The organism is Halorientalis pallida (assembly GCF_004118325.1).
Taxonomy (GTDB): Archaea; Halobacteriota; Halobacteria; order Halobacteriales; family Haloarculaceae; genus Halorientalis; species Halorientalis pallida.
Genome location: NZ_RDFA01000005.1, coordinates 251,438 through 276,960 on the forward strand (window position 1 = coordinate 251,438; position 25,523 = coordinate 276,960).

Here is a 25,523-nt window from a genome sequence, read left to right on the forward strand (position 1 = left end):
GTAGTTACACATACACACACTACGTACGATGGAGCCAATAAATTAAAAAGATTTGGCTACCGTTCGAGCGCTCCCACGGGGGGTTCGGAGATACAGCCCCCGGACCGACCTGACTCCGTCACAAGGGCTTTTCCGCCTACGTGTCTCTGTCAGTGTATGGCAGACGAGAATGCAGAGCTCCCAGTGGTGACGCCCGAACAGCTCGGAACCACCCCCGCTGATAGCCCAACACGCACAGCGGGCGTCCTGCTCGCGGCCGGCAGGAGTTCACGCTTCGGCAAGTCGAACAAGCTCCTGACGACGATCGACGGGACCCCCATCGTCAGCCGGGCCGCTGAGACCCTACGTGACTCTGCTGTCGAGCGAGTCGTCGTCGTTCTCGGCCACGAGGCCGCGGCCGTCCAGGACGCGCTTGGCGAACTCGCAGTCGAAACTGTAAACAACGACCGTTATAACGAGGGGCAGGCGACATCGGTCGCGACTGGCGTCCGTGCACTCAGGTCGGGACCAGACGTCGATGCGGCGGTGTTCGCCCTTGGTGATATGCCAGCAGTTGCCCCAGCCTCCGTTGACACGTTGCTCGCTGCCTTCGATAATGAGGTTGGAACCGCACTCGCTGCGGCGTACGAGGGTGTCCGGGGCAACCCGGTGCTGTTCGACCACTCTCACTTTGATACGCTTGCAGCCGTCGAGGGCGACACCGGCGGTCGGAATCTCCTGTTTGAAACTGATGCCGCCGCTCTCATCGAGACCGATGACCCGGGCGTCTGCGCGGACGTCGACGAGCCAGCCGATATTGACGAACTGCCGTCGATCGACGAAACCTGACAGCCGTCGTACGCTCAGTCGTGGGCAACCGAGCCTCTAGCTGCTCGTGAACAATTCGACTATCCGCTGGTAACATAACAACCAATACGTAGTGTCTTGAATTGACCTGCTAATGCGTGTTGCACGGTACCACGAGTTCGGGGCACCAGATGTCATCGAAGTAGAGGAGATCGAACCGCTCGAGCCTCGAAGCGACGAGGTGCGAGTATCTGTAGAGGCTGCGGGCGTCAACCCCTGTGATGCTCTTCGACGGCAGGGGCTCTGGGACGATGAACTCCCGTTGATCAGTGGCTCCGACTTCGCTGGAGTGGTAGAGGCTGTCGGTGACAGCGGTGGCGAATACGCGGTCGGCGACGAGGTCTTCGGGACTGTTCCCAGGTTGAACGTCTCGGGCTCTCGAGGGGACAGACAAGGGGTGTACGCCGAACGGGCTACGGTTCGCACCGACCGGCTCACCTCGCTACCGGAGAGCGTCCCGTTCGCCGAAGCTGCAGCTGCTGGCATCGTTTCTGGGACAGCGTGGAGGGCACTGCAGGAGTTGGGTGAGCTCCCACCAAGAGGAACAGCGCTGATTCACGGTGGTTCGGGGGGCGTCGGACACGTGGCTGTCCAACTTGCAGCAGCGATGGGCGCGAACGTCTTCGCGACCGCAAGTCCTGCAAACAGGGAGATTGTTCGTGAGTTCGGCGCCGACCGTGTATTCGACTACCGACGCGAAGACCTGGAATCGGCAATTGAACAGGCAGCGCCCGACGGCATCGATCTGCTACTGGACCACATGTTCGAGACACACTGTCAGCTGGATATCAACGTCGCAGCCAAAGACGGCGACGTACTGGTTATCGGGAACAACTACGACCAGCCCCAAATCACCGACCTGACGACAGCTATCGGCAAGGACGTCACCATCCAACCATTCGATACATTAAATCTCGACCCTATCGACGACACTCTCGCGCAGATCAGCCGCCTGATGGCCGCAGGTGATATTACTATCGAAATCGCGCGGAAATACACTCTCGCCGAAGCAGCCGAGGCACACCGAGCGGTAAGTGAGGATAGCTTCGTTGGAAAGTTGGTGATCGTTCCCTGATGTCAAGCGAAATCTGACCGAGGGGTTCCAACGCAGTAAGGTTACCAGTCGAATTCGCGGTGGACCGCCCGCCCCTTCTCCATCATGACCGGGCCGACCACCTCACCGACACGCTTGAGGACTTCGGCTGACCGGACCGCAGGCGATTCACCAGTGAACGACACTGGCTCCTCGCTGCTAACACTGGAGACGACATGGCTGAACCCGGCAGTGGTCGTCCCGCCGGCACACATCGGACAGGGCTCTGTGCTAGTGTACATCGCCGTAACCGCGCGCGCTCGGGCGGTCATCGCACGGCGGGCTCGAAACGCAAGGTGAAGTTCCGGATGACGACGGATGTCGTCCTCGGTGACCACCCGGTTCGAGTCGGTCATAACTACCGTATCGTTGCGCACAACCACCGCGCCGAACGGTCGGTCCCCGCGGTCTGCGGCCGCGCCACCCTGCCCGCTGTGACTTCCGGCTACTGCTGGGAGCTGCCCAACGATCCTCTACACAAGAGCGATGTCGAAGGGGCACTTCGCCCAGAGCCACAGAGCGGTTCGAGAACTGTAAGCATTGAGACAGCAAGTCTCAACTTCTGTGTATCGTTGACAACCACTCCGTACTCAGCGGCGTGCCGAACGACGCCACTGAGACCGACAACCAAGACGAACGTCCGCTTCTCCACCAGGACGTCAGGACCGGCAGTCACTCACGCTGCCCGCGAGGAAACAGGTTCAACGCCCGCCAAAACCGTAGTACAGGGGGCATCGTGGGAACTGAGACACAGACGGACCGGGGACTCGAAACGGTCCCGTCATCGCTCGTCCACGAGCGTTCGGCTGGCTAGCACAAACGCTACTAGTTGGCTCTGGAGCGGATGGACTCCAAGACGGTCTCGGAGGACTGAAAACAATAGTTCCCGTAGGAACGCACGAATGGGTCAGAATCTTTTTGAAGTCCTGTTCGGCAATCCATTCGCGGTGATGAACACGGTCGGGCTGATCGCGTTTGCCTTCGTCGGAGCATCGAAAGCGATCCGTGAAGAGTTCGACCTGCTAGGGATCACCATCGTCGGATTGGCGATGGCATTTGCCGGCGGCGCGACTCGCGACCTCTTGGTGACACGGGTTCCGCTAGCGCTGCAGTCCCCGATCGAAATCAGTCTTGGATTGCTCGGTGTCGGGCTAGCGATTGCGCTGAACATCGCCTTTCTGTCGCCGGAGACGCACCCGCTTACACTCGTTGCGGACGCTGTCGGGCTCGCCGCCTTCGCCACGACTGGCGCTATCATTGCGACTGAAACAGGCGTGTCCGTGTTCGGTGTCGTCGCGATCGCGACCATCAACGCCGTGGGAGGCGGTGCCTTCGCAGACATCCTTCTCGACCGCGCCCCGTTCATACTCTTCGAAGATTTCTACGCCAGCTGTGCAGTGCTCGGTGGCCTCGCATACTGCCTCGCAAGTGCCCTGGGGACCGCTGGAAGTACGGCTGCTGCGGTGTGTGCGGCCGTGACCGTTGTGACCCGGCTAGCTGCGGTTGTCTACGACTGGCATCTCCCGACGGTACAGAACCTGGGACACCCGGAAAACTGAGCCGATAGCGATCCGAGTGTATCCTCTCGTCTTCAGGCTGATATCGAGCGAGCAGTCGCTCGACCGCCCACAGCTCCGCGGCGAGGGTCGAAACCTTTCGCGAACCCCCACTCCGGACTGCCGCGCCGTAATCCGAGCAGTATGCAACGGACGACACAATGCCCGGAACGGACGCAGTGGTTCCTCTGTTGCTGTTCGACGGCTGTTTTCGACGAGTACAGTACCTCCTCCGGGGGAGTTCCTCTAGAGCGGATAAATAACATGGTTAACTCTGTTATACCTGTGCCAGCAACGATTTCCGTAGCTGACCGACTTGCATCACGCGGCCGGCCTCTGTCCCTGTTGAATGCGGTACAGTGGTAGGATCATAGCTTCCTCGGGAGTTATTCGTCGAGAGCAGCAATCAGAGCAAGCGCACGGAGTGTCGGATCACGAGTCCGAATACAACCGGCCGCTCGTACTCACCTCGTCGAATCAGGCCGGAGACGACTGCTGTCCGTTCGGACAACCGGAACTCACGGACTGACAGAACCGCAGTGGGGCTTTCCTTTCAGGATAGGTAGCACGGGGAGACGCACCCCCGGTGAGACGAGAACTCATACTCCCGGGCAGAGGTCCGTGAGTTGCCGACCGCTCCGACGGACGGAACGCTGTGGGTAGCGACTCGTTCGACAAGCACCGGGTCTGACAATTCCTGTCCGGCAGTAACACGACTACGAAACGGATCCTTCGAACAGTCTGTTCCGAAGAGTCGAACGGACCTGTCTCACAGTGTTGGAATACAGCACCCCGTCCGGCTCTCGTACTCCGTATTAGCTCGAAGCCAGCTGTATTCCGTCTTCCCGAACCACCGAGTTAGCAAACATTTATAACTACCGCCCCTGGAAGGGCGTTCATGACAACAGCGGTGAAGACACTCAGCGACTTCGTCGCCGCCACCACCTACAAAGACATTCCGGCCGACGCACGTGAGACCGTCCGTCGTGCCTTCCTCGACACTGTCGGCGTCACGCTCGCAGGTGCACGTGCCGACGCTGGTGCGACCACGCTCGAGGCCGACGGTATCGACGCCGCGGCTGCGGATGCTGCCAAGATACTCGGCGTCGACACTGAACGATCACCGACCGACCGCGCGTTCCACACTGGTACCGCAAGCCACGCGCTGGACTACGACGACCTCGCCTGGGCGATGGACGGCCATCCAAGCGCCACACTCGTCCCGCCGCTGCTCGTACTCGCCGCCGAGACCGACGCTAGCGGCGCGGATCTGATCACGGCGTACGCTGTCGGCTTCGAGGTCGAGTGTGCGCTCGCCGCTCCTATCAGTCCCGACCACTACGAGGCCGGCTGGCATGCTACAGCGACGTTCGGTGCATTCGGTGCCGCGGCCGCATCCGCTTTTCTCTTGGATCTGTCTCCGACGGCGACCCGGAACGCGCTGAACGTCGCTGCGTCCACACCGGCTGGTCTCAAGAGCAACTTCGGGTCGATGACCAAACCCCTCCATGCCGGACTGGCGGCTCGCTCCGGCGTCACTGCTGCCCGCCTGGCCGATAAGAACGTTACCGCCAACCCAGACGCGTTGAGCGGCGACCGCGGGTTTTGGGACCTCTACGGTCCGGACGACCGCGACGACTTTGCATTCGACCCCGACAGATGGGCTCTCGTCGAATCCGGCATCAATATCAAGTATTACCCCTGCTGTTACTTCACACATACCAGCATCGCCGGGACCCGGGCCCTCGTCGACGAGCACGATATCGAGCCATCAGAGATCGAACGGATTCACGTCACGGTTGCCCAGGGGGCTGCCGACGCGCTCCACCACAGCGACCCTGATACCGGTCTCGAAGCGAAGTTCTCCTTGGAGTACACGGTTGCGAGCGCGGCTGTCAGGGACCGCGTGGGACTTGCTGCCTTCGAGGCTGATGCCATCGGCGATACAGCCGTCCAACGTGTCCGAGAGCGCGTGGACTACGTCGTCGACGACGCCCTACACTACGACTCTCACGAAGCAGTCGTGCGGATCGAGACGGGCAAAGAAACCTACGAGCGTCAGAGAAAAAATCCCCCGGGCACGCACGGAGACCCCCTCTCTGAGGGAGAACTTCGTGAAAAGTTCGACGAGTGTGCGCATCGAGCCGTTTCCGAGACGACGGGTGAGGAACTCGCGACGATATTCGGGTCTCTCGACGCTTACGAAGACCTCGCTGGCGCGGTTCGGAACGCCAGCTAATCGCGATCGGCGTCCGAGTTCAGTATGGTCGCTCCGAATCGAAACACCGTTGCACTGGAGCGTCTACGGGCACTGGCCGGCTACGCCGATCCCTACAAGGTTTAAGCGCCTCGCCACTTGACGTTTGATTGTCCGATGGTAGATAGAGACACGGTCCAGCTGACAGACCAACAGAGATTGGTCAGGGATTCGCTCCGGGACATTTGTTCGGACTTCGACAAGTCCTACTGGCGTAAAAAAGACGTAGATGGCGAATACCCAGACGAGTTCGCCGACGAACTCGCCGACGGCGGGTGGTTTGGAGTGCTCCTTCCCGAAGAGTACGGCGGCGCCGGCATGGGGACGGAAGAAGTCGTCGTGATGATGGAGGAAATCGCGGCGTCGGGCGGCGGGTTCAGCGCTGCACAGGCCGTCCACGGTGCCATTTACAACTCTGTTCCACTCGTCAAATACGGGACCGAGGAGATGAAAGAGACGCTCCTCCCGAAGGTTGCCCGGGGCGAGGAGTCGATTCAGGCGTTCGGACTCACCGAACCGAACGCGGGATCGGACTCGACTTCCCTCGAGACGCGAGCGGAACACGATGGCGACGAGTACGTGATTAACGGTCAGAAAATCTGGATTTCTCGGGTCGACACGAGCGATTACGTCGTCCTCATGGCGCGCACCACGCCCAAGTCAGAAGTCGAAAAGCGTACCCGAGGGTTGACGATGTTTCTCGTCGATCTCGACGACGCGTTCGCCCAGGACGGTCTCGAAATCGAACAGATCGACAAGACGGCCAGTGGTGCCGTCCACTCCTACGAACTGTTCTTCGAGGATCTCCGCCTCCCAGCTTCGTCGGTCATCGGCGAAGTGGACGACGGGTTCTATCAGATGCTCGACGGGCTCAACGAGGAACGACTCGCCATCGCCGCGGAGTGCATTGGCCTCGGGGAAGCTGCCATCGAAGCCGGTGTCGACTACGCAAACGAGCGCGAGGTGTTCGGGCGTGCCGTTGGTTCGAACCAGGCGATTCAGCACCCGCTCGCGGAAGCACACGCTCGGGTACAGGCAGCGAAGGGAATGGTCTACAACGCCGCAAGTGAGACCGAGACGGCGGCTCAGAAGGATGTGGGTGCACAGGCGAACATGTCGAAATTCCTGGCCGCCGATGCAGCCTTCGAGGCAGCCGACGCCGCGGTCCAGACCCACGGTGGGTTCGGTATCGCCCGTGAGTACGACGTCGAGCGCTACTTCCGTGAGGCTCGCCTCACGAGGCTCGTTCCGATCACCCAACAACTCGCACTGAACTATATCGGTGAAAACGTCCTTGGACTTCCCCGCTCGTACTGATGGGGGAACACATTCATACGGACTGTCGTAACTGTGTACCGCGACGACTGCCCGACTGCTGGCGTAGTGGCCGACTCCGCGCAATAACCACCAACGTTAATATTTCACTCACTACAACACAGTACGTTCGAATGGCAGGCCACAACGCCGTCCGATCGAGCGAACTGCAGCGACTCGTCCGGCGATCAGTTCGAGACGGCTGTGACGACTCCCCTGACTGATCCAGACCCAACAGTAGCTCGTTTCGAGCCACGGCAGGGAGACGGCCCGCGAACTCCCGAGTTCGCATCGAACCATCACGGAGCAACTCATGACAGACGAGAATTCACACGATAAGACCGAGCGGAACCGACAGCTAGCGACCGGTTGGCAGGGCCGGTACTTCGAGGACTTCGAGATCGGTGACATCTACAAACATCCGTATGGCCGAACGGTCACCGAGACGGACAACGTCTGGTTCACCAACCTGACGATGAATCTCAATCCGATGCATTTCAACGAGGCGTACGCAGCCGAGACGGAGTTCGGCGAGCGGTTGGTCGACGGGACCTTCGTCATCGCGCTGGCGGTCGGGATGAGTGTCATCGACGTCTCGGCCAATGCCACGGCGAACCTCGGCTACGACGACATCCGGCATCACGCCCCGGTCTATCACGGTGACACGATCTTCGCCGAGAGTGAGGTGGTGGACAAGCGTGAATCGGACTCCCGGGACCACGTCGGCATCGTCACGACCGAACTTCGGGCGTACAACCAGCGCGACGAGAAGGTGCTCTCGCTCGAACGGACGCCGATGGTACTGAAACGCTCTTACGCCGACCCGTCCGCTGCACAGCCGACCGGCTGGCCGGAGGGAGTCGGTACGCAGCCGGGGGATTTGGAGTGAGCGAGCGCATCGTTGGCGATCTCCCGGTCGTCGACGCCGAGACAGCCACAGGCCACGTGGCGGATGAAGCGACAGTGTTGACGAGCGGCTTCGGGAGCGTCGGCTACCCGAAAGCGGTGCCGCTTGCGCTTGCCGACGCGGACCGCGACCTCGCGTTGACCGTCGTCTCGGGCGGTAGTACCGGTGCCGAGGTCGACGTCAATCTCGTCGAGGCGGGTGCTATCGCACGCCGGTATCCGTACCAGGCCCGGCCGCCGGCACGCGAAGCAGCCAACGACGGCAGCATCGCCTTCTCCGACAGACACATTTCGACGCTGGGCGACGCTGTGCAGTTCGGCGGGCTGGTGGACCCCGACGTCGCCCTCGTCGAGGCTGTCGCCGTCGGCGAGGACTGGCTGATACCCTCGATGTCGGTCGGGCAGACCCCCGCGTTCGTCGACAGCGTCGACAGCATCGTCGTCGAAGTCAACCACGCCCAGCCACGGGCGCTCGGACAGTTCCACGACATTTACCGGCCCGACATCCCGCCCAACCGGGAGCCGGTGCCGCTGTCTGCGCCCGACGAGCGTATCGGCGGCCCGCGCATCGAGTTCGATCCCGATGCACTCGATGCCGTCGTCGAGACCGACCGCCGAGGCGACCCCTACGACTTCCGTGACCCGACGGACGCCGACCGTGCTATCGCCGACAACCTCCAGCAGTTCCTGACCGCCGAGGTGGACGCGTCACCGTTGTTCGAGGACTCGGTGCGTCTACAGTTCGGCGTCGGGTCACTGGGAAACGCGCTCATGGGCGCGCTCGGTGAGGCCGACTTCGGCAACCGTGACCTGATATACTACGGCGAGGTCATCCAGGACGGGCTGCTTGACCTGCTGGACGATGGTCACCTGGACGCGGCGAGTGCGACCTCGCTCGCACTCTCGGCGGACGGCCAGGACCGGTTGTTCGCTGCTCCCGAACGGTACGCGGAAGACGTCGTCCTGCGGCCCGGGGACATCTCGAACCGACCGGCACTCATCGACCGGTTTGGGGTAGTCGCGGTCAACAGCGCTCTGGAAGTCGACGTCTACGGGCACGTGAACTCGACACACGTCGACGGCTCCCGGATGCTCAACGGCGTCGGTGGGAGCGGCGACTTCACACGCAACGGTGCGCTGTCTATCGTTGCACTCCCCTCGATGGCCGGCGACGAGATCTCCCGGGTGGTACCGATGGTACCCCACGTCGACCACACCGAACACGACGTCGACGTCATCGTCACCGAACACGGCGTCGCCGACCTGCGCGGGACGAGTCCCCGTGAGCGGTCGTCCCTGCTCGTCGAGAACTGCGCCGACCCTGCGGTCCGTGAAGAACTCGACGCGTACCTCGACAGCGTCGAACCGGTGGGTGGGCACGAACCCCACGACCTCGAGACGGCGTTCTCCTGGCGCGAGTGAGGCTGTGGGGAGTGTCGAAAGAACTGGCACAGGCATCGGTCGGGTGCTGGGAACGCTGTCTCGATAATTCGGACACGAGCGTTCGGCCGGCACCAATATCTATAACGACTCGCGTAGGAGCTCGTCGCCCTGAACGGCGGGACGTCGAACGCAAACGGAGAATACGAGCCTCCTACCGAGGATTCAGCCAGCGCGGGAGTCCACGCCGAAAGCCCACCCTTTAGAGTGGGTTAGCTTACCGAGTCGACACAGTCGAATCGGTACACCGTGACCAGCCGGAGTGTCTATGGCCTCCGGCTGGCTACGCTAATCCCGACGTTAGCTGCCGTCTGCGAGGTACTCGGCGGCCTCTTCGACGGGTCTGACGTCGCCGTATTTCGCGTTGATGTCGAAGAGGTTTGCCTCGTGTGGCTCCATTGCCCGATCACCGACGGCCGACTCCGGAACCACCGTGTAGTAGCCGTGCGAGCAGGCGTCGACGGCCGTAGCGCGGATACATCCACTGGTCGTACAACCGGTGACGACGACGGTATCGACGCCGAGGGCCGTTAGCATCGAGTCGAGTTCGGTCTCGTGGTAGGCGCTGGCCTGCCGTTTGTCGAGGACGTGATCACCCTCGTCGACGTGGAGCCGGGGATCGATGTCCACCCACTCGCTGTCGGCCTGCAGTGTCGAGAGGCTGGGAATCTTCTCGCCCCAGACCCCCAAATCACGAGCATCCTCGTGTTTGGTGACAATTCGCGTGAAGACGACCGGGATCTCCCCCTCGTGGGCGGCCTCGACCAGCGTGTTCGTGCGCTCGACGACTGCCGTGAGATCGCCGCCCAACGGGTTTTCGGGATCCGTGAACCCCGTCTGTAGGTCGACGACGAGCAGTGCTGGTCTGTCGCCGTAGCCGGTCTGGTTGTCCATCTCGGCCCGCTCGTAGATCGCCTGTTTGTCCTCAGCCATCGTCGACCCTCTTCAGTCCCAGTCCGGGCAGTCTCGTTCGAGGAACTCGCCGTGGCCCGGCTCCCCGACGACTTCACCGTCGTCCGCCACGAGTTCCCCGCGGACGTACGTCTTCGTCGGCCGGCCGGTCACCTCGCGGCCCTCGTATATCGTGTAATCGGCGACGCTCTCGTTGTCCTCGGCGGTGACGGTGAACGTCTCCTCGGGGTCGAAGACGACGATGTCGGCGTCGGTACCGGGGTCGAGCGTCCCCTTCTCCGGCATTCCAAAGGTCTCTGCGGGGTTGGTGGCGAGCAGTTCCACCACGAAAGAGGGGTCGTAACCGCGCCGGTTGACCGCCTCGTCGTAGAAGACTGGCAGACAGCTCTGAAGGCCGTTCGCACCGGGGTTGATTTCCCACCACGCACCGCCTTCCTTCTGGTCGAGCGTGTACGCGCAGTGGTCCGTCGAGACGACGCTCAGAACACCGTCCTCGAGGTGTTCGAACATCGCCTCTACGTCGTCTTCCGATCGAATCGGCGGCTGGATGACTGGACGGTTCCCCTGTTCGGCGTATACGGAATCGTCGAGTGTCGTGTAGTGCAGGCAGGTCTCCGCGCGGAGGAGTTCGCTGCCGTACTCCTCTTCGAAGTACTCGAGGATGTCGGCAGCCTTCCGGCAGGAGGTGTGGATGCCGTAGTACTGCATCCCGGCCTCGACGGCCATCCGCGCGGCGTCCTCAGCGGCCATCGCCTCCGCGTAGTCGGGCCGGGACCCTGGGAAGTGCGTCGCGTCGGTCTGTCCCTCGGCCTTACGCTGCTCGACCAGTGACTGACAGACCGAATCGTCCTCGGTGTGGAAGACACCGACGCCGTCGGCCGCACCGATCTCTTTCATCGCGCGATTCATGAAGCCGTTGCTCAGCCCGATCTCGTACGCGGTGAACATCTTGAACGTCGGGACTCCGGCCTCGATCGCTTCCGGGATCTCCTCGAAAACCGCGGGGTCCTCTCGGGTAATGGCACCGTGGAGTCCGAAGTCGACGAGCGCGTCACTGCCCTTCTCCTTCTTGCGTTCGATGCCCTCCATGAGGGTCCCTTCTTCCTCGAAGAGGCTCATGTCGCCGGTCCAGGCCTGCCAGGCGAAGTCGACGTACGTCGTCGTACCGCCGACCGCCGCTGCACTCGTCGCACTCCGGTAGGAGTCTTCCGAGAACTGGTCGTCGATGTGAACGTGGACGTCGACGGCTCCCGGCATAACCAGTTGGCCCGACGCGTCGACCGTCTCCTCGGCCTCGGGAAGCGAAGATTCCGCACCGACGGCGACAATTTCCCCGTCGTCGATGCCAACGCTCGCCTCGTACGTTCGCTCGCTGGTAACCACTGTCCCGCCAGTAATCGCCGTATCGATTGGCACGTATTACCTACTGTCGGATACCATCTTAAAGCTGGCCTCATAACGGCTGTCGCCGCGACCGTGCGGGTCAGTCGTCACGGTATCGCTCGAAGGCCGCCGCCGCGGCCAGGACCGTCGCATCCTCGCCAGCGGCACCGACAAACTGGAGACCGATCGGAGCCGTGTCAGGCCGGCCGGCTGGCACGCTGACGGCGGGCAGACCGGCGAGGTTCGCCGGACGTGTGTTGACCGCCAGCGGCGGAACCGCATCCTCGCCGCCACTGGAGTAGCTATCCGGATCCCAGGCCCCGCGTTCGATGGGTTCGGTCGCCATCGTCGGGCCGACGAGTACGTCACACTTCGTCAGGGCAGCGTCGAACTGGTCGGCTAGCGCCCGACAGCCGTTACGGGCGGAGACGTAGTGGCCGCCATCTGCCTCCGCGAGGAGGTACGCGCCCTCCACGGCCTTGCGCTGGACCACGCGTCCGAACGAGCAGTCGGGGTCGTGCAGACCGGCGACGGCGTCGCGGTGCCAGTGGGGATCGACCGCCTCGCGGCGAAACAGTGGCGTTGCCCGCGCGGCGAGGAACCGGGAGAACTCGACGTTGACGATGGCGTTCCACATCTCGACTGCACTGTCGACCAGCGGGACGGACACCTCCTGTACCGTCGCGCCAGCGTCGGCCATCCCGTCGATGCGGTCGCGGACAGTCCGTCTCACCGTGGACGACACGCAGTCGCCAAACAGTTCCTGGACGATGCCGACGCTGAGTTCGTCGAGCGCAGGCGGGTCTGCGACGGCGGCGGCGACGGACTCGTCACCGTCGGCAATCACGTCGAGGACGCGCGCGGCAGTGCCGACGTCGGGCGCGAGGGTGCCGACGTGGTCGAGCGTGTGGGCGAGTTCGACAACACCCTCCTGTGGTACCAGACCCCAGCTGGGTTTTACCCCAACGAGACCACAGAACGCCGCCGGGATACGGACGCTGCCGCCAGTGTCCGTGCCGAGCGCGGCGTCGACGTGCCCGCCGGCGACTGCTGCGGCACTGCCTGACGAGGAGCCGCCAGTGACCCGCCCGTCGGCAATGGGGTTCCGGGCCGGACCGAACGCGCTCGTCTCGCCGGTGGGGGCGTACGCCATCTCGTCCATGTTCGTCTTCCCGATCACAGTCGCGCCAGCGGCGAGCAGTCGATCGACGACGGCCGCGTCCCGTCCTGGCACGGCAGCCTCGAAGACCGCCGATCCGCAGGTCAGTGGAGCGCCAGCGACGGCGATGTTGTCCTTTACGCCGAGGATGAGATCGGCGACCGGACCCTCCCCGCCACCCAACTCGAAGCGGCTGATGAACGCGTTGTCCGGGTCGGCGGCACCGTCCGGGTCGCGGGTGACGCCTAACTCGCGGTCTGCTGCTGGTACCCACTCACCGTCACAATCTAGCAGAGCGGCGTATCCGTCGAGACCAGCGCTGATCGCGGCGCGTATCTCCTCGCAACGGTGAGGCGTCGTCTCGATGCCGACGCGGGCCGCTAGCGATGCGACTGTATCCGTAGTGGGGCGCTGTTCGTCGACCATACGTACCCTGGCGGGGGGTTTCATTGTAAATCCAACCCTCAACTGGAAGCGTTCAGAGCAGCACACTCGGTGACTGCTCGTCGTGGCCACGCCGAGGAGTCGAGGATGGGGGCGCAGTTCTCCCAGGCTGACCGGCCATCCTGGATTTAGACGAACGTGCCTATCGGCCGTCGATATCACGAATCCGGTGGCGTATTTTCATTTGCGATAATTTGAGGTAGGATTATTACGCTCCGGTAGGAACGACGGGGCAGGGAACTTCATAATAGCTATGAGCCACCCCAGTTCCGTACCCGACAAGGAGTCGGTCGACGTGAGTACTACGCGGCGGACGCGTGCCAAAACGGCCGTTGGATTCGAAGAAGGAACTGCGTCTCGTTTTTCGACAGACGCGACTGACGGGGCTGTGGAACTCCAAGTCAGGGTACCCGACATCGAGCGGGCCTACGGCGACCAGCCCAGCAACGAACTGACTGCTCCACAGGCACGCATCCTCTCTCAGACACTTTCGCGGCAGAAGGACGCCGACCGCGCGAACCGTGTGGCGTCGATTGCGCGTAAACACGCCGCTGCGGACGTGCCGGCGTCATCGTTCGTCGGGAGTTTCATGTCCTGTTTCGAGACGATCGTCGCCGACGCACTCGACGACGTGCACGCCGAGACCGACGACGCGGAGGCCGACATTCTGACGGGGTTGCGCTCGGCGATGGTCGACATGATGGTCGGTGTCGACGAGTTCGACGACGCCGAGGTCGCGCCACTCGAAGTGGACGAGTACGGCGAGGAACTCACCATGGAGGAGGTGTTCGAGTCGATTCCGCACCCCACCTATCTCATCGACGACGACAACACCATGCTCCAGTACAACATCGGTCAGAACCGACTGCTCGGGCTCCGCGACGACCACCGCGACTTTCTCGGGGGCGACTGTCGGGACACCCTGGCTGCGGCGACGTACTCCGACGGGAGCCGGCATTACACGCTCGCCGACAAAGTCGCCGAGAACCCCCGTGACGCCACTGCGGAGTGGGACGTCGACCGCGTCGACACGGACAACGAGTACACGGATCATATCGTCTACCAGGACTCGGCCGTGTCGACCAACACACAGGGCGAGGAGACGCACATCGAGTTCGTTGCCGTCCCCATCTTCGACCGTAACGACGAGCTGAAGGCGGTGTTCGAGCTCACACAGGATCGAACCGAGGAGGTCCACTACCAGCAGAGCGTGACCGAACTCGTCGCGGAAGTAAGCGACACGCTGGACGACATCGGGGACGGGGATCTTTCCGCACGCGTCGACTACGAGGACGAGTACGGCGTCGTCGAAGGGGAGCTACTCGACGTGAACCACGACATCAACGAGATGGCCGCGAGTTTCGAGCAACTGGTCAGACGCGTCGGCGAGAAAACCGACGAACTGGAGGCGTCGATCGACCGAGCGACCCAGAGCATGCGGAGCATCAACGACGAGACTGCGGAGCAGAGCAGTTCACTGGATTCGGTGGCCAACGAGATGGAGGACTTCTCGGCGACGATGGAGGAAGTCGCCGCCAGTTCCAGCCAGGTCGCCGACGCCGTCGACGTTGCCTACGAGGAGGCCGAACGCGGCGTCGTGTCGAGCGAGGACGCCCGTTCGGCGATGGACGAGGTGCGGGCGATGTCCGACGACCTCGTCGAGACGGTCGAGGACCTCGATAGGTACATGGACGAAATCGGGGAGGTGGCAGACGTCATCTCCGACGTGGCCGATCAGACCAACATCCTCGCGCTCAACGCCAACATCGAGGCTGCCCGCGCCGGCGACGCCGGCTCGGGGTTTGCCGTCGTCGCCGACGAGGTCAAACAGCTCGCCACCGAGACCCAGGAACACACCGAACAGATCGCCGACCGGATCGCGACTGTCCAGAGTCAGACGGCCGAGACCGTCGAGGAGGTCGAACAATCACACGCACGGATTCAAACTGCCGAGCGCGAACTCGACGATGCCGCCGCGGCGCTTCGAACGATCGCGGAGAAAGTCGAGGAGGGCACTGCCGGGATCAACGAGGTCGCCGAGGCCAACGACGAGCAGGCTGCGACTGTCCAAGAGGTGGCCGCGACCGTCGACGAGGTGCGAGAGGGTGCCCGCGAGATATCCACGACGACCGAAGAGGTCGTGGCGGAGGCCAACCGGCAAGAGCAGGCGGTTCTGGAACTGGCCGAGCGCGTCCACGCGCTCTCGACGAGCGATACACAGAAGACCCACGGCCCGGAATGAAGTGGTGTGAGTGAACTCGAACTCGCCATCGAGGATACAGTACTGACCGCAAAGCTGCTCCCCGATGCAGCACCCGAATCCGTCGCGGCTGTTCGGGAGTTTCTGCCCCTGGAGTCTGAACTGCTGCACGTCCGGTGGAGCGGCCACGCCACCTGGATCAACATCGACGAGATCGACCTCCCGGAGATTCCCCGCGAGAACCACACCGTCTACCCCTCCTGTGGGGACCTGCTACTGTATCCGGGCTACCGAAACGAACAGGAGATTCTCGTTCCCTGTGGTCCCACCTGTTTCAAGAGTCCCGCCGGCGAACTCGCCGGCAATCACTTCGCGACGCTCGATACGCCCCGCGAGACGCTAGCCGAACTCGAAGAGCGGACACTGCAGGACGGCGCACTCGACGTCACGGTCCGGATCGTCGATTGAGACTGACTGCTGTACGTCAGTTCCGCAGCGATCGCCCGCCTTCGGGCGGTCGTCGCGGGACACAGTGACAGCAATCCATCTGATCCCGATCCTCCGCAGTTTCCAGTGCGTTCCGGTGCATCAGCGACGCCGCTCCGCGGTCGCCTCCTCGTCGACTTCGAGATCGTCGGTCACGATGACGCCGTAGACGCGTTCGGCACGCTCGCGGCTGATCAGGTCGTCCAGTACGTCCTGACGGACGGCTTCGGGGTCGCGCTCTTCGGGGTCACCCCAGCCGCCGCCACAGGGACCGACTGTCCGGAGGTACTGCCCTTCGTCCATCTCCTTGTTCGACATCTTCGAGCGGGGCGTCGACTCGTCGATCTCGTCCTCGACGACGACTGCGCCCGGCGTGCCGTCCTCCCCGCCGTCGAAGCCCCACGGAGCGTACTTGCTACCTTCGCCCTCGATGGAGACACGACCCGGTGTCTGGAACTCCATCTCCCGAATCGCACCGATGCCGCCGCGCTGCCGGCCCGCTCCCTCGGCGTCCTCCCGCAGTTCGTAGCGATTGACCCGGAGCGGATAGTGACTCTCGATGTCCTCGATCGGGTTGTTCCGGGTGTTCGCGTAGAGCGTATCCGTCGCGTCGAGTCCGTCACTGGTCGGCCGTGCACCGTAGCTTCCGGACGTGATGTCCATGTAGACCCAGTACTCGTCATCGTCGGTGACCCCACTGTACGTGCAGATTTTCAGGTTCCCGATGCCCGCGGCTGTCTTCTCGGGGACGACGTCCGCCAGTGCTTTCAGAGTGAGGTCGGCCAGCCGGTTTCCCGGGCCGAACCGTGCGATGGTCGGCGCAGGGAACCGGGGATTGACGATACTCCCCTCCGGGGCGTGGACGTGTACCGGGCGAGTGATACCGTGGTTCTGCGGAACGAGCTCGAACTCCTCGGTATCGAGCAGTGTCGAGCGAATCACGAGCAACACCGCCGGCACGACCGTCCCCTCGAACGGCATGTTTATCGGCCGCCCGTCGACCTGCGCGGCACAACGGGACAGGTCGACGCGGATGTCCGACCCGTCGACTTCCAGGTCGACAGCCAACAGCAGGTCCCGCTCGCTCTCGTCGTCGGAGTCGAGGTAGCCGTCGATGTACCCCTCCGCGGAGTAGGTCCCGTCGGGCAGCTCCGAGATCTCCTCACGGAGCATCCGTTCGGAGTAGCTCATCGTCGCCTGTCCGGCGAGCTTGACGGTGTCGTGTCCGAACTCGTCAAACAGGTCCTGCAGGCGGTTGGCACCGGCCTGAGCCGCGGAAATCTGCGCCTCGATGTCGCCCATCACCATGTCCGGCACACGGATGTTGTCCTCGATGAGCTGCCAGGCGGTGTCGTTTCGCGTCCCGCTCTCGATTATCTTCAGCGCATCGAGTCTGACGGACTCGCTGTAGGCGTCGACGGTGTCGATGATACAGGTCCCTGGCTTGTCGGCACCCACGTCGAGGTGGTGGGCTGTCGTAACCGAGAAAGCGGTGAGGTCGTCGTCGTGGAACACCGGGACGACGACGGCGAAGTCGGGGGCGTGGCTCGCGCCGTAGTAGGGATCGTTGTGGAGTATCACGTCGCCTTCCGCGAAGGTCTCGCCGCGCTCCTCGAACAGTTCGATGACGCCACTGACGTAGGCCGGAATCGGCCCCATCTGGAGAGGCGTGCTGTCCGTCTCGGCTATCTGCCGTGCCCGTTCATCGAGCAGGGCACAGCCGAAGTCCTCCGACTCCCGGATGATCGAGGAGTAGGACATCCGGGTGAGCTTGTGCCCCATCTCATCGCAGACGTTCACTAAACTCCCGCCGATGACCCGCTGCTTGACCGGATCTATCGCCGATTCGGGGTCGTCAACGTCGGTGAGCGCACTGGTCTGGTCGCGGACGGTCGTGGTGGTGTGGCTATCGGTCATCTGTATCACTCCATATGGACGAGTTCGATGTCGCCGTACTCCCGGACTCGTCCCTCGAAGTCCGGGGGCACGATGATGGTCGAATCCTTCTCCCCGACGATTGCCGGACCATCGACGACGTGTCCGGTCCGGAGGTCGCGGCGGTCGTAGAACGGAGTCTGTCGGCTTTCGGTCTCCCCGTCGACGCGGAACTGGACTGTCTCCTCGGCGAGGGCGTGTCGCTCGACATCGTGGGCTTTCTCGGGTACGGCGACGAGCTCCGAGGACGGAAGCTCTCCGTAGCCGGTTACACGCTCGTTGACGATCTCGACAGCGTTGTCGGCGAAGCTGTGGCCAAACTCCGCTGCGTGGGCGCGGTCGAATCGCTCCCGTATCGTCGACAGAGAGTCCAGCGAGCCGTCTGCTCCGACGGGGATGTTCAGCTCGTACCCCTGTCCCTCGTACCGGCAGTCCGCAGTCATCTCGATGGTCATCGCCTCGGTGGCGTCGATGCCATCCGCGCGCAACCGCGTTCGGGCCTGCTCGACCAACTCCCCGTAGGCCGCCTGTATCTCATCGTGGTCGGCGTCGGCCACGAGCGTGAACTCCGTGCTGATGTAGTCGTACTGGAGGTCGGTCGTGGAGAGTCCAACCGCCGAGAGCACGCCCGGGTTGCTCGGAACGAGCGTCCGTTCGACGCCGAGTTCGCGCGCGACGTCCGCGGCGTGCATCGGCCCCGCGCCGCCGAAGGCGACCAGCGTGAACTTCCCGGGGTCGCGCCCCTTCTGGACCGTCTTCGACCGGATTGCGTTTGCCATGTTGTTGTTGACGATATCGAGTACCCCCAGCGCGGCTTCGACCGAGTCCATCTCCAGTGGATCGGCGAGTGACGCTTCGACCGCATCTGCGGCCCCCCCGGCGTCGAGGCGCATCTCGCCGCCGAGGAAGAACTCCTCACGGATGCGGCCGAGCGTGACGTGTGCGTCAGTCACCGTCGGTTCGGTACCGCCGCGGTCGTAACATACCGGTCCCGGCATCGCCCCGGCCGAGCGCGGGCCGACGCGGAACGCCCCGCCCTGGTCGACGTAGGCGATGGAGCCCCCGCCGGCCCCGATCGTCTCGATGTCGATCATCGGAATCATCACCGGATACCCCCCGATCTCGGTCTCCCTGACGTTGGCCTCCACGATCTCGTCGTCGGCGACAATCCCGATGTCGGCGCTCGTTCCTCCCACGTCGAGTGTGATGGTGTTGTTCGCCTCACGATCCGGCGTGTTCGCACCGCTCCGCCATTTGCCGCCCAGAATGCCGGCCGCCGGTCCGGAGAACAGTAGCGAAACCGGTTTTTCCGCGACGAGTTCCTCCGTCGCGATACCGCCGTTTGACTGCATGATGTGGAGTTCGGCGTCGACCCCGGCGTCGGCGAGTTTGCGCTTGAACCGACTCATGTAGTCGGTCACTGGCGGTCCAATGAAGGCGTTCATCGCGGTCGTCGTGAACCGCTCGAACTCGCGGAACTGCGGGTGGACCGAACTCGACGTCGTCACGTAGGCGTCCGGGTGGACCGCTTCGACGATCTCTCTGGCCCGCTGCTCGTGTTCGGCCTCGAGATACGAGAACAGAAAACAGATCGCGACCGCATCGACTCCGTCGGCTCTGAGTTCCGTCGCGGCCTCCTCGACCGCCGCTTCGTCTAGCGGCACCTCCACCTCGCCGTCCGGAGGGACAATACGCTCCGGAACCGTCTTCCGGTGGCGTCGTTCGACCAGCGGGTCGTCCTGCCACGGGATCTCCTGCTGTATCGAATAGTTCTGTGGACGCTGATGTCGCCCGATGTGGGTGATATCACGATAGTTCTCGGTGGTGAGCATCCCCGTCTCGACGCCGTCGGACTCGAGCACCGCGTTCGTCGCGATAGTCGTCCCGTGCAGAACGTAGTCTATCGCCCCGGGCGCGGTCCCGGTTGCCTCGCAGAGTTCGGTGATACCGGTCAACGCACCCGTCGAGGGGTCTTCGGGTGTCGTGCTCACCTTGTGTATCGTCTGCTCGTTCTCGACGTTGTCGACGAGGTAGAGATCGGTGAACGTTCCACCGATATCGATACCTAGGATCTTCATTGCCGATACCATCTCACGGCTCGATAATTACGGTTTTGGTAACGGGAACCAGTGACACACCGTCGGCTACTTCGACTCGTTAACAGTTAACAGCTTCCAGGAGAGACATCGAGACGAGTCACATATGACGATACGGATCAAGGCGATCAATCCGAACACGACGCTCGAGATGACCGAGAACATCGGCCACCAGGTGCGGCGATACACCAGCGACGACGTGGAGGTCGAGGCCGTCTCCCCGGAAAGAGGGCCGATCAGCATCGAATCGTACTACGACGACTTCCTCGCAGTCCCGGGTGTTCTCGAGGAGATCATAGACGACGAGGCGGAGTTCGACGCGTTCATCAACTCCTGCTGGGGTGACCCCGGCATCGACGCCTGCCGGGAGGTGACCGAGAAGCCGGTGGTCGGCATCGCCGAGGCCTCGATGTACGTCGCCAACATGCTCGGGGCGCAGTTCTCGGTCGCGACGATCCTTCCGCGCGCACGGGACTTCATCGAAGACCGCGTCAGGACGACCGGGCTGTGGGGTCAGTGTGCGTCCGTCCGGTGTACCGACCTCACCGTGGTCGAAACCGAGGAGACCCGGGACGCAGCAACCGAGGCACTGTACGACGCAGCCAAACGTGCGGTCGAAGAGGACGGTGCCGAGGCGATCTGTCTCGGGTGTGCCGGGATGGGTGGACTCGACGAACCGCTAGAAGAGCGCCTCCCCGTGCCAGTCATCGACAGCGTCGCCGCCGCCGGCGTCATCACTGAGGGGATGGTCCGTCTCGGCAAGGCGACGAGCAAGGTTATGACCTACAAACAGCCCGAGCCAAAGGAGCAGACGGGGTATCCCCAGAAGTTCCACTTCGACGCGGACGCCGGGGACGACTAGCACTCCGGCGGGGTCACGTGTCCAGTTTCGAGGCGGTCTCGACCCAGGGCGGCCGCTCTATCACCGTGTTGCCGATGCCACGGAACTGCCCGGTCTGCCGGACACGGACGCGGTCACCCTGGAACGTCGCCTCGTACGTGAGCCGCCAGTCGACGACGACTCCGTCCGGTCGGACACGGAACTGTCCGGAGACGTTCCCGACGGCAGTCAACTGCTCGGGGACCCCGAACGCCCGCGGGGGCTCCGTGCGTGTGCCCGACAGGACAACCGGATCGGCATCCGAGCTTCCGTCGAGGTTCGCGCCCGAGGCAACGAGAAGCCTCCCGAGCGTATCGCTGTACGCGAGGTCCGACACCGGGCCGGGGCTGTCGGTCCGCCAGATACCCTCACGCATCGGCCGGAGCCGGGTATTGAACCGAGTCGCGGTGTGGGTGCCATTGTGCCAGTACCCGACAGTCCCGAACTCTTGGAGAGCGGGGACACTCGTGTTGTACTGTACGTAGCCGCGGTACTCTCCGGGGCCGACCTCCCGGTAGGTGAGACTCCGACGGAGGCGGCTCCCGTCGGCCCGCTGGATGACCTGCTCGACACGCATCGTGTAGTTCGTCGTGCCGAGCGTACGACCGTGGGTATACGCGAGCACGTCCGGTCTCACGTTCCCGTCGGCGAGCCACTGCCGTTCGCCCGTCAGCCCATCGGACGAAACCGTCGTCAGCGGCTCCGGCGTCGATGAACCGAGCGGCGTCCACTGCCCGCAGCCAGCCAGCAAACAGACACAGGCGACGGCGACGACGGTCCGGCGGGACATATTCCCAGTAAGGTGTAATATCCCATATTTCTTTACCCGGTAGGAGCATGCTACCGAGTTTTTACTATCCCGCACGCCGTTTGGACTCGCATGGCAGTCTCACTCGACAGGGAACGATTCGTGACAGCGATGCAAACGCAGGCCGACATCGGCGGAACGGACGCCGGTGGTCTCCACCGCCTGGCGCTTTCCGACGAGGACAAGCAGGTTCGGGACTGGTTCCAAGAGCAGATGGATGCAGCGGGGCTGGAGACCCGTGTCGACGAGTTCGGCAACATGTTCGGACGACGTCCCGGGACGGATCCCGAAGCCGGGACGATACTGGTCGGGTCACACCTCGACTCCCAGCCATACGGCGGTATCTACGACGGTGCCCTCGGCGTAGTTGCCGCCCTGGAACTGGTCCGGACGCTGAACGACGAAGATATCGAGACGGCCCACCCCATCGAAGTGGTCAACTGGACCAACGAAGAGGGGTCGCGGTTCCAGCCCGCGATGCAGGGGTCGGGTGTCTGGGCGGGCGCTCACGACATCGAGACCGAGTGGGCAAAGACCGACGACGACGGCGTCAGCGTCAAATCCGAACTCGAACGGATCGGCTATCGGGGCGACGCGCCCGCCGAACCGACCCACGACTACGACGCGGCGCTGGAGCTACACGTCGAGCAAGGGCCGTATCTCGAAGAGAAGGGGAAAGATGTCGGTGTTGTGACCGGAATCGTCGGAATCTCTTGGGGAGAGGTCACCTTCTACGGCGAGTCGAACCACTCCGGTGCGACGCCGATGCACCGCCGTAGCGACGCCATGGTGGCGGCTGCCGATTTCATCACTCAGGTGCGGCGGATCGCCACGACCAGCGGCGACGATACGGTCGGTACCGCGGGTTACGTCGACGTCCAGCCCAACTCGATCAACATCATTCCCGAGGAAGTGACCGTCACGTGGGGCTTCCGGGACCCAGACGCGACGGTCATCGCCGACGCCAGGGATCGGACGCTCGAGGAGGCGGCAGCCGCAGCCGAGCGAGAGGGGATCGAATGGGAGTTCGAGGACCGGATGGACGTCGATCCGGTCCACTTCTCGGACCGGTGTGTTGACGCAGTACAGGGAGCCGCCGACAGTCAGGAATTGGACAGCATGCGTATTTTCAGTGGCGGCGTCCACGACATCCAGCACGCCACCGATCTCATGGATACGGGGATGGTCTTCGCCGTCAGTGAGGACGGGAAGAGCCATACCGAGTCGGAGTTCACCAGCTGGGAGGACTGCTACAGTGCGGCGAGTACGCTCGGGAACGCCGTCTTCGATCTGTCAACGGTGGAGTGAAACGGACTGCTGGTGCCGTGTACTACGACCGGCCCTCGTCAGACCGACCGGTTACCGTCGTAATATATAATTCGGTAGAATCGCAACCGTATGGCATGGTCGTGATCGACATCAACTGCGACATGGGTGAGAGTTTCGGCAACTACACGATGGGTAACGACGCGGCGGTGATGCCCTACATAACGTCGGCGAACATCGCTGGTGGTTTCCACGCCGGTGACCCGCATGTCATGGACGAGACGGTCGCACTCGCCGCCGAACACGGCGTCAATGTCGGCATCCATCCCGGGCTGCCGGACATCATGGGGTTCGGCCGGCGAACGATGGACGCGACACCCGCGGAGGTGCGTGACTACGTCGTCTACCAACTCGGCGCGCTCCGGGCGGTCGCCGAATGCCACGACGTTACCTTCCAACACGTCAAGCCCCACGGGGCGATGTACTCGATGCTCTCGGAGAGCCCCGACCACGCGCGGGCGGTCATGGAGGCGATCCTAGAAGTCGACGACGACCTCGTCTACCTCGCGACCGACAGCAACATTTACGAAGTGACCGAGGAGTACGACGACCTGCGCGCCATCTTCGAGGGGTACGTCGATCTCGAGTACAATGCCGACCGGAGTCTCATCATCGAACAGGAGAAAGACAGCCGCGACCCGGACCTCGTCGCCGAGCGGTTCGTCGACATCGCCACCGAAGGGCAGGTCGAGGCCGCGAACGGCGAGACGATAGACGTCCCCGCCGAGAGCATCTGCATCCACGGCGATGGCCCCAACCCGGTCGAACTCCTCGAGGCAATACAGGACGCAGCAGACGACCACGGGATCGAGACGGCACCGCTGTCGGAAATCGCCTGAGAGGGGTACTCGTACGAACTGAGACACGGGCCGATCGGGGACTCGGAACGGCGTCGTCATCGCCCGTCCACGAGCGTTCGGCTGGTTACGAGAACTCCCTGAGACGAGATGTCGTCACTGTACCCCGGTCGACCGCCCGCCTTCGGGCGGTCGATATGGAGATAGCGGACAGCAGTCCGCCCGCGACGGACGGCGGCAACGGCCGAACGATGGCGTGCGGTCGATCCAGCAGCGTTCTCCAGTGATCCGTACGAGACCTACGCACTAACCGCGTCGAACGCGTCGCGGAGCGCCTCGACGCTCTCTTCGAGTTGAGCCTGCGAGATGGTCAGTGGTGGCTGGAACCGCATCACGTTCTTGTGGAAGCCGCCGAGGCCCATGATGATCTGTTCCTCCCGGAGGTGGTCGTTGACCTTCTTCGCGAGTTTCGGCGCCGGCTCCGACGCGACGTCCATCGGTCCGGTGTCGCCGTCCGGATGCACGAGTTCGAGCCCACGCATCAATCCGAGGCCGCGGGCCTCACCGACGACGTCGTATTCGGACTCGAGCGCGTTCAGTTCCTCACCGAGCCACTCCCCCTGTTCGCGGGCGTTGTCGACGATACCCCCCTGGAGCGCGTCGATGGTCGCGCCGGCAGCAGCACATGCAACGGGGTTGCCGCCGAACGTCGAGAGGTGGTCCCCGGATTCGAAGGCGTCGGCAACCTCCTCGCGAGCGGTGAACGCACCCAGCGGGAGCCCGTTGGCGATACCTTTCGCCTGTGGCATAATGTCAGGGACCACACCGTAGTGATCGACGCCCCACATCTCACCGGTGCGGCCGTAGCCGGTCTGCACCTCGTCGACGATGAGCAGCGCATCCCGCTCGTGGGCGGCCGACTGCACCTTCGAGAGCCAGCCCTCCGGCGGCGTAACCAGCCCGGCCTCGCCCATGACGGGTTCGACCACGACCGCTGCGAGGTCGTCGGCGGTGTGAGTGTCGATGACCCGTTCGATATCGTCCGCGCAGGCGGTCGAACACGGTCCGCCGTCACACATCTGACAACGGTACGCGTAGGGCGGGGCGGCGTGAGCGACGTCGTTGAGAGTCGGAGCCATCTCCGATTTGTAGCTTTTGTTGCCCGTCAGCGCGAGGCTGCCGAGCGTCCGGCCGTGAAAGCCCATCTCCAGCGCGACGATCTCTTTGCTCCCGGTGTACTTCCGGGCGAGTTTGACCGCCCCCTCGACGGCCTCGGTGCCCGAGTTACAGAAGAAGGACTTCTTGAGGTCGCCGGGGGTCACCTCGGCGAGTTTCTCCGCGAGGTCGGAGACGGGTTTGCTGGGGTGGAGGTAGGAGCAGCCGTGGATGTACTCGTCGAGTTGTTCGTGGGCGGCGTCGACCATCTCCTCGTGTCCGTGGCCCGCGTTCGTCACGGAGATACCCGAGAACACGTCGAGATATTCGTTGCCGTCGTAGTCCTCGACGTAACAGCCTTCGGCTCGTTTTATCGGTACGTCGAGTGACTTCCAGATCGGCATCATGTACTCGTCGTAGCTTGATTCGACGTCCTGGTTGCTGAGCGGGGGTCTGGTCTGTTCAGACATGTGGATTCATCCGGTCGGTGTGACCAACGTGTACAAACTGCAAGTGGCGCGAAATATAAA

At 63.2% G+C, this 25,523-nt stretch carries 20 protein-coding genes; 12 read left to right on the plus strand and 8 right to left on the minus strand.

Annotated elements, in window-relative coordinates:
• Nucleotides 1-156: 156 nt before the first annotated feature.
• Complete coding sequence (locus EAF64_RS14775; protein WP_129069751.1) at nucleotides 157-828, plus strand: nucleotidyltransferase family protein; 672 nt, start codon at nucleotides 157-159, stop codon at nucleotides 826-828.
• A gap of 112 nt (nucleotides 829-940) precedes the next feature.
• Nucleotides 941-1,921, plus strand: a complete 981-nt coding sequence (locus EAF64_RS14780; protein ID WP_129069752.1) for a quinone oxidoreductase family protein — start codon at nucleotides 941-943, stop codon at nucleotides 1,919-1,921.
• A 41-nt stretch (nucleotides 1,922-1,962) separates the two neighbouring features.
• Here EAF64_RS14780 and EAF64_RS14785 read toward each other — a convergent pair whose 3' ends face one another.
• Entirely contained in the window at nucleotides 1,963-2,409 is a 447-nt protein-coding gene (locus EAF64_RS14785; RefSeq protein WP_129069753.1) for a deaminase, read from the minus strand.
• Nucleotides 2,410-2,841: 432 nt separating this feature from the next.
• Here EAF64_RS14785 and EAF64_RS14790 point away from each other — a divergent pair, with 432 nt between their 5' ends.
• The 5 genes from EAF64_RS14790 (at nucleotide 2,842) to EAF64_RS14810 (ending at nucleotide 9,394) form a co-directional block, all read left to right on the plus strand.
• On the plus strand, nucleotides 2,842-3,498 hold the full coding sequence (locus EAF64_RS14790; protein WP_129069754.1) for a trimeric intracellular cation channel family protein: 657 nt from the start codon (nucleotides 2,842-2,844) through the stop codon (nucleotides 3,496-3,498).
• An 895-nt stretch (nucleotides 3,499-4,393) separates the two neighbouring features.
• Nucleotides 4,394-5,734 (plus strand): MmgE/PrpD family protein, encoded by a 1,341-nt coding sequence (locus tag EAF64_RS14795; RefSeq protein ID WP_129069755.1) that lies wholly within the window; start codon nucleotides 4,394-4,396, stop codon nucleotides 5,732-5,734.
• Nucleotides 5,735-5,869: 135 nt separating this feature from the next.
• Entirely contained in the window at nucleotides 5,870-7,069 is a 1,200-nt protein-coding gene (locus EAF64_RS14800) for an acyl-CoA dehydrogenase family protein (RefSeq protein ID WP_129069756.1), read from the plus strand.
• 310 nt (nucleotides 7,070-7,379) lie between these two features.
• Entirely contained in the window at nucleotides 7,380-7,955 is a 576-nt protein-coding gene (locus EAF64_RS14805; protein ID WP_129069757.1) for a MaoC family dehydratase, read from the plus strand.
• Nucleotides 7,952-9,394, plus strand: a complete 1,443-nt coding sequence (locus EAF64_RS14810; protein ID WP_227738993.1) for an acetyl-CoA hydrolase/transferase C-terminal domain-containing protein — start codon at nucleotides 7,952-7,954, stop codon at nucleotides 9,392-9,394. The genes EAF64_RS14805 and EAF64_RS14810 overlap by 4 nt, the downstream gene beginning before the upstream one ends.
• 318 nt (nucleotides 9,395-9,712) lie before the next feature.
• Here EAF64_RS14810 and EAF64_RS14815 read toward each other — a convergent pair whose 3' ends face one another.
• The 3 genes from EAF64_RS14815 to EAF64_RS14825 form a co-directional block, all read right to left on the minus strand.
• Nucleotides 9,713-10,345, minus strand: coding sequence for an isochorismatase family protein (locus tag EAF64_RS14815; protein ID WP_129069758.1), 633 nt, complete (start codon nucleotides 10,343-10,345; stop codon nucleotides 9,713-9,715).
• A gap of 12 nt (nucleotides 10,346-10,357) precedes the next feature.
• The gene (locus EAF64_RS14820) at nucleotides 10,358-11,740 is read right to left on the minus strand and encodes a dihydroorotase (RefSeq protein WP_129069759.1); all 1,383 of its coding nucleotides are present in this window, start codon (nucleotides 11,738-11,740) and stop codon (nucleotides 10,358-10,360) included.
• Nucleotides 11,741-11,807: 67 nt separating this feature from the next.
• Complete coding sequence (locus tag EAF64_RS14825; protein ID WP_193767705.1) at nucleotides 11,808-13,292, minus strand: amidase; 1,485 nt, start codon at nucleotides 13,290-13,292, stop codon at nucleotides 11,808-11,810.
• Nucleotides 13,293-13,698: 406 nt separating this feature from the next.
• Here EAF64_RS14825 and EAF64_RS14830 point away from each other — a divergent pair, with 406 nt between their 5' ends.
• Together EAF64_RS14830 and EAF64_RS14835 are read left to right on the plus strand one after the other, a co-directional pair.
• Nucleotides 13,699-15,552, plus strand: a complete 1,854-nt coding sequence (locus tag EAF64_RS14830) for a methyl-accepting chemotaxis protein (RefSeq protein ID WP_129069761.1) — start codon at nucleotides 13,699-13,701, stop codon at nucleotides 15,550-15,552.
• 6 nt (nucleotides 15,553-15,558) lie between these two features.
• Nucleotides 15,559-15,978 carry a DUF3830 family protein gene (locus tag EAF64_RS14835; RefSeq protein WP_129069762.1) on the plus strand — a complete coding sequence of 140 codons (420 nt, stop codon included), beginning with the start codon at nucleotides 15,559-15,561 and terminating at the stop codon, nucleotides 15,976-15,978.
• Nucleotides 15,979-16,098: 120 nt separating this feature from the next.
• Here EAF64_RS14835 and EAF64_RS14840 read toward each other — a convergent pair whose 3' ends face one another.
• Both EAF64_RS14840 and EAF64_RS14845 read right to left on the minus strand, forming a co-directional pair.
• Nucleotides 16,099-17,913 (minus strand): hydantoinase B/oxoprolinase family protein, encoded by a 1,815-nt coding sequence (locus EAF64_RS14840; RefSeq protein ID WP_129069763.1) that lies wholly within the window; start codon nucleotides 17,911-17,913, stop codon nucleotides 16,099-16,101.
• 5 nt (nucleotides 17,914-17,918) lie between these two features.
• Nucleotides 17,919-20,009 (minus strand): hydantoinase/oxoprolinase family protein, encoded by a 2,091-nt coding sequence (locus tag EAF64_RS14845; protein WP_129069764.1) that lies wholly within the window; start codon nucleotides 20,007-20,009, stop codon nucleotides 17,919-17,921.
• A 124-nt stretch (nucleotides 20,010-20,133) separates the two neighbouring features.
• Between EAF64_RS14845 and EAF64_RS14850 the strand changes: the two genes are divergently transcribed.
• Nucleotides 20,134-20,889 (plus strand): aspartate/glutamate racemase family protein, encoded by a 756-nt coding sequence (locus EAF64_RS14850; protein ID WP_193767706.1) that lies wholly within the window; start codon nucleotides 20,134-20,136, stop codon nucleotides 20,887-20,889.
• Nucleotides 20,890-20,902: 13 nt separating this feature from the next.
• On the opposite strand, the gene EAF64_RS14855 is transcribed toward EAF64_RS14850, so the two are convergent.
• On the minus strand, nucleotides 20,903-21,697 hold the full coding sequence (locus tag EAF64_RS14855; protein ID WP_129069765.1) for a hypothetical protein: 795 nt from the start codon (nucleotides 21,695-21,697) through the stop codon (nucleotides 20,903-20,905).
• Between the two features lie 90 nt (nucleotides 21,698-21,787).
• Between EAF64_RS14855 and EAF64_RS14860 the strand changes: the two genes are divergently transcribed.
• Together EAF64_RS14860 and EAF64_RS14865 are read left to right on the plus strand one after the other, a co-directional pair.
• Nucleotides 21,788-23,023 (plus strand): Zn-dependent hydrolase, encoded by a 1,236-nt coding sequence (locus EAF64_RS14860; RefSeq protein WP_129069766.1) that lies wholly within the window; start codon nucleotides 21,788-21,790, stop codon nucleotides 23,021-23,023.
• A 95-nt stretch (nucleotides 23,024-23,118) separates the two neighbouring features.
• On the plus strand, nucleotides 23,119-23,880 hold the full coding sequence (locus EAF64_RS14865; protein WP_129069767.1) for a LamB/YcsF family protein: 762 nt from the start codon (nucleotides 23,119-23,121) through the stop codon (nucleotides 23,878-23,880).
• A 257-nt stretch (nucleotides 23,881-24,137) separates the two neighbouring features.
• On the opposite strand, the gene EAF64_RS14870 is transcribed toward EAF64_RS14865, so the two are convergent.
• Complete coding sequence (locus EAF64_RS14870) at nucleotides 24,138-25,463, minus strand: aspartate aminotransferase family protein (protein ID WP_129069768.1); 1,326 nt, start codon at nucleotides 25,461-25,463, stop codon at nucleotides 24,138-24,140.
• Between the last annotated feature and the right edge of the window lie 60 nt (nucleotides 25,464-25,523).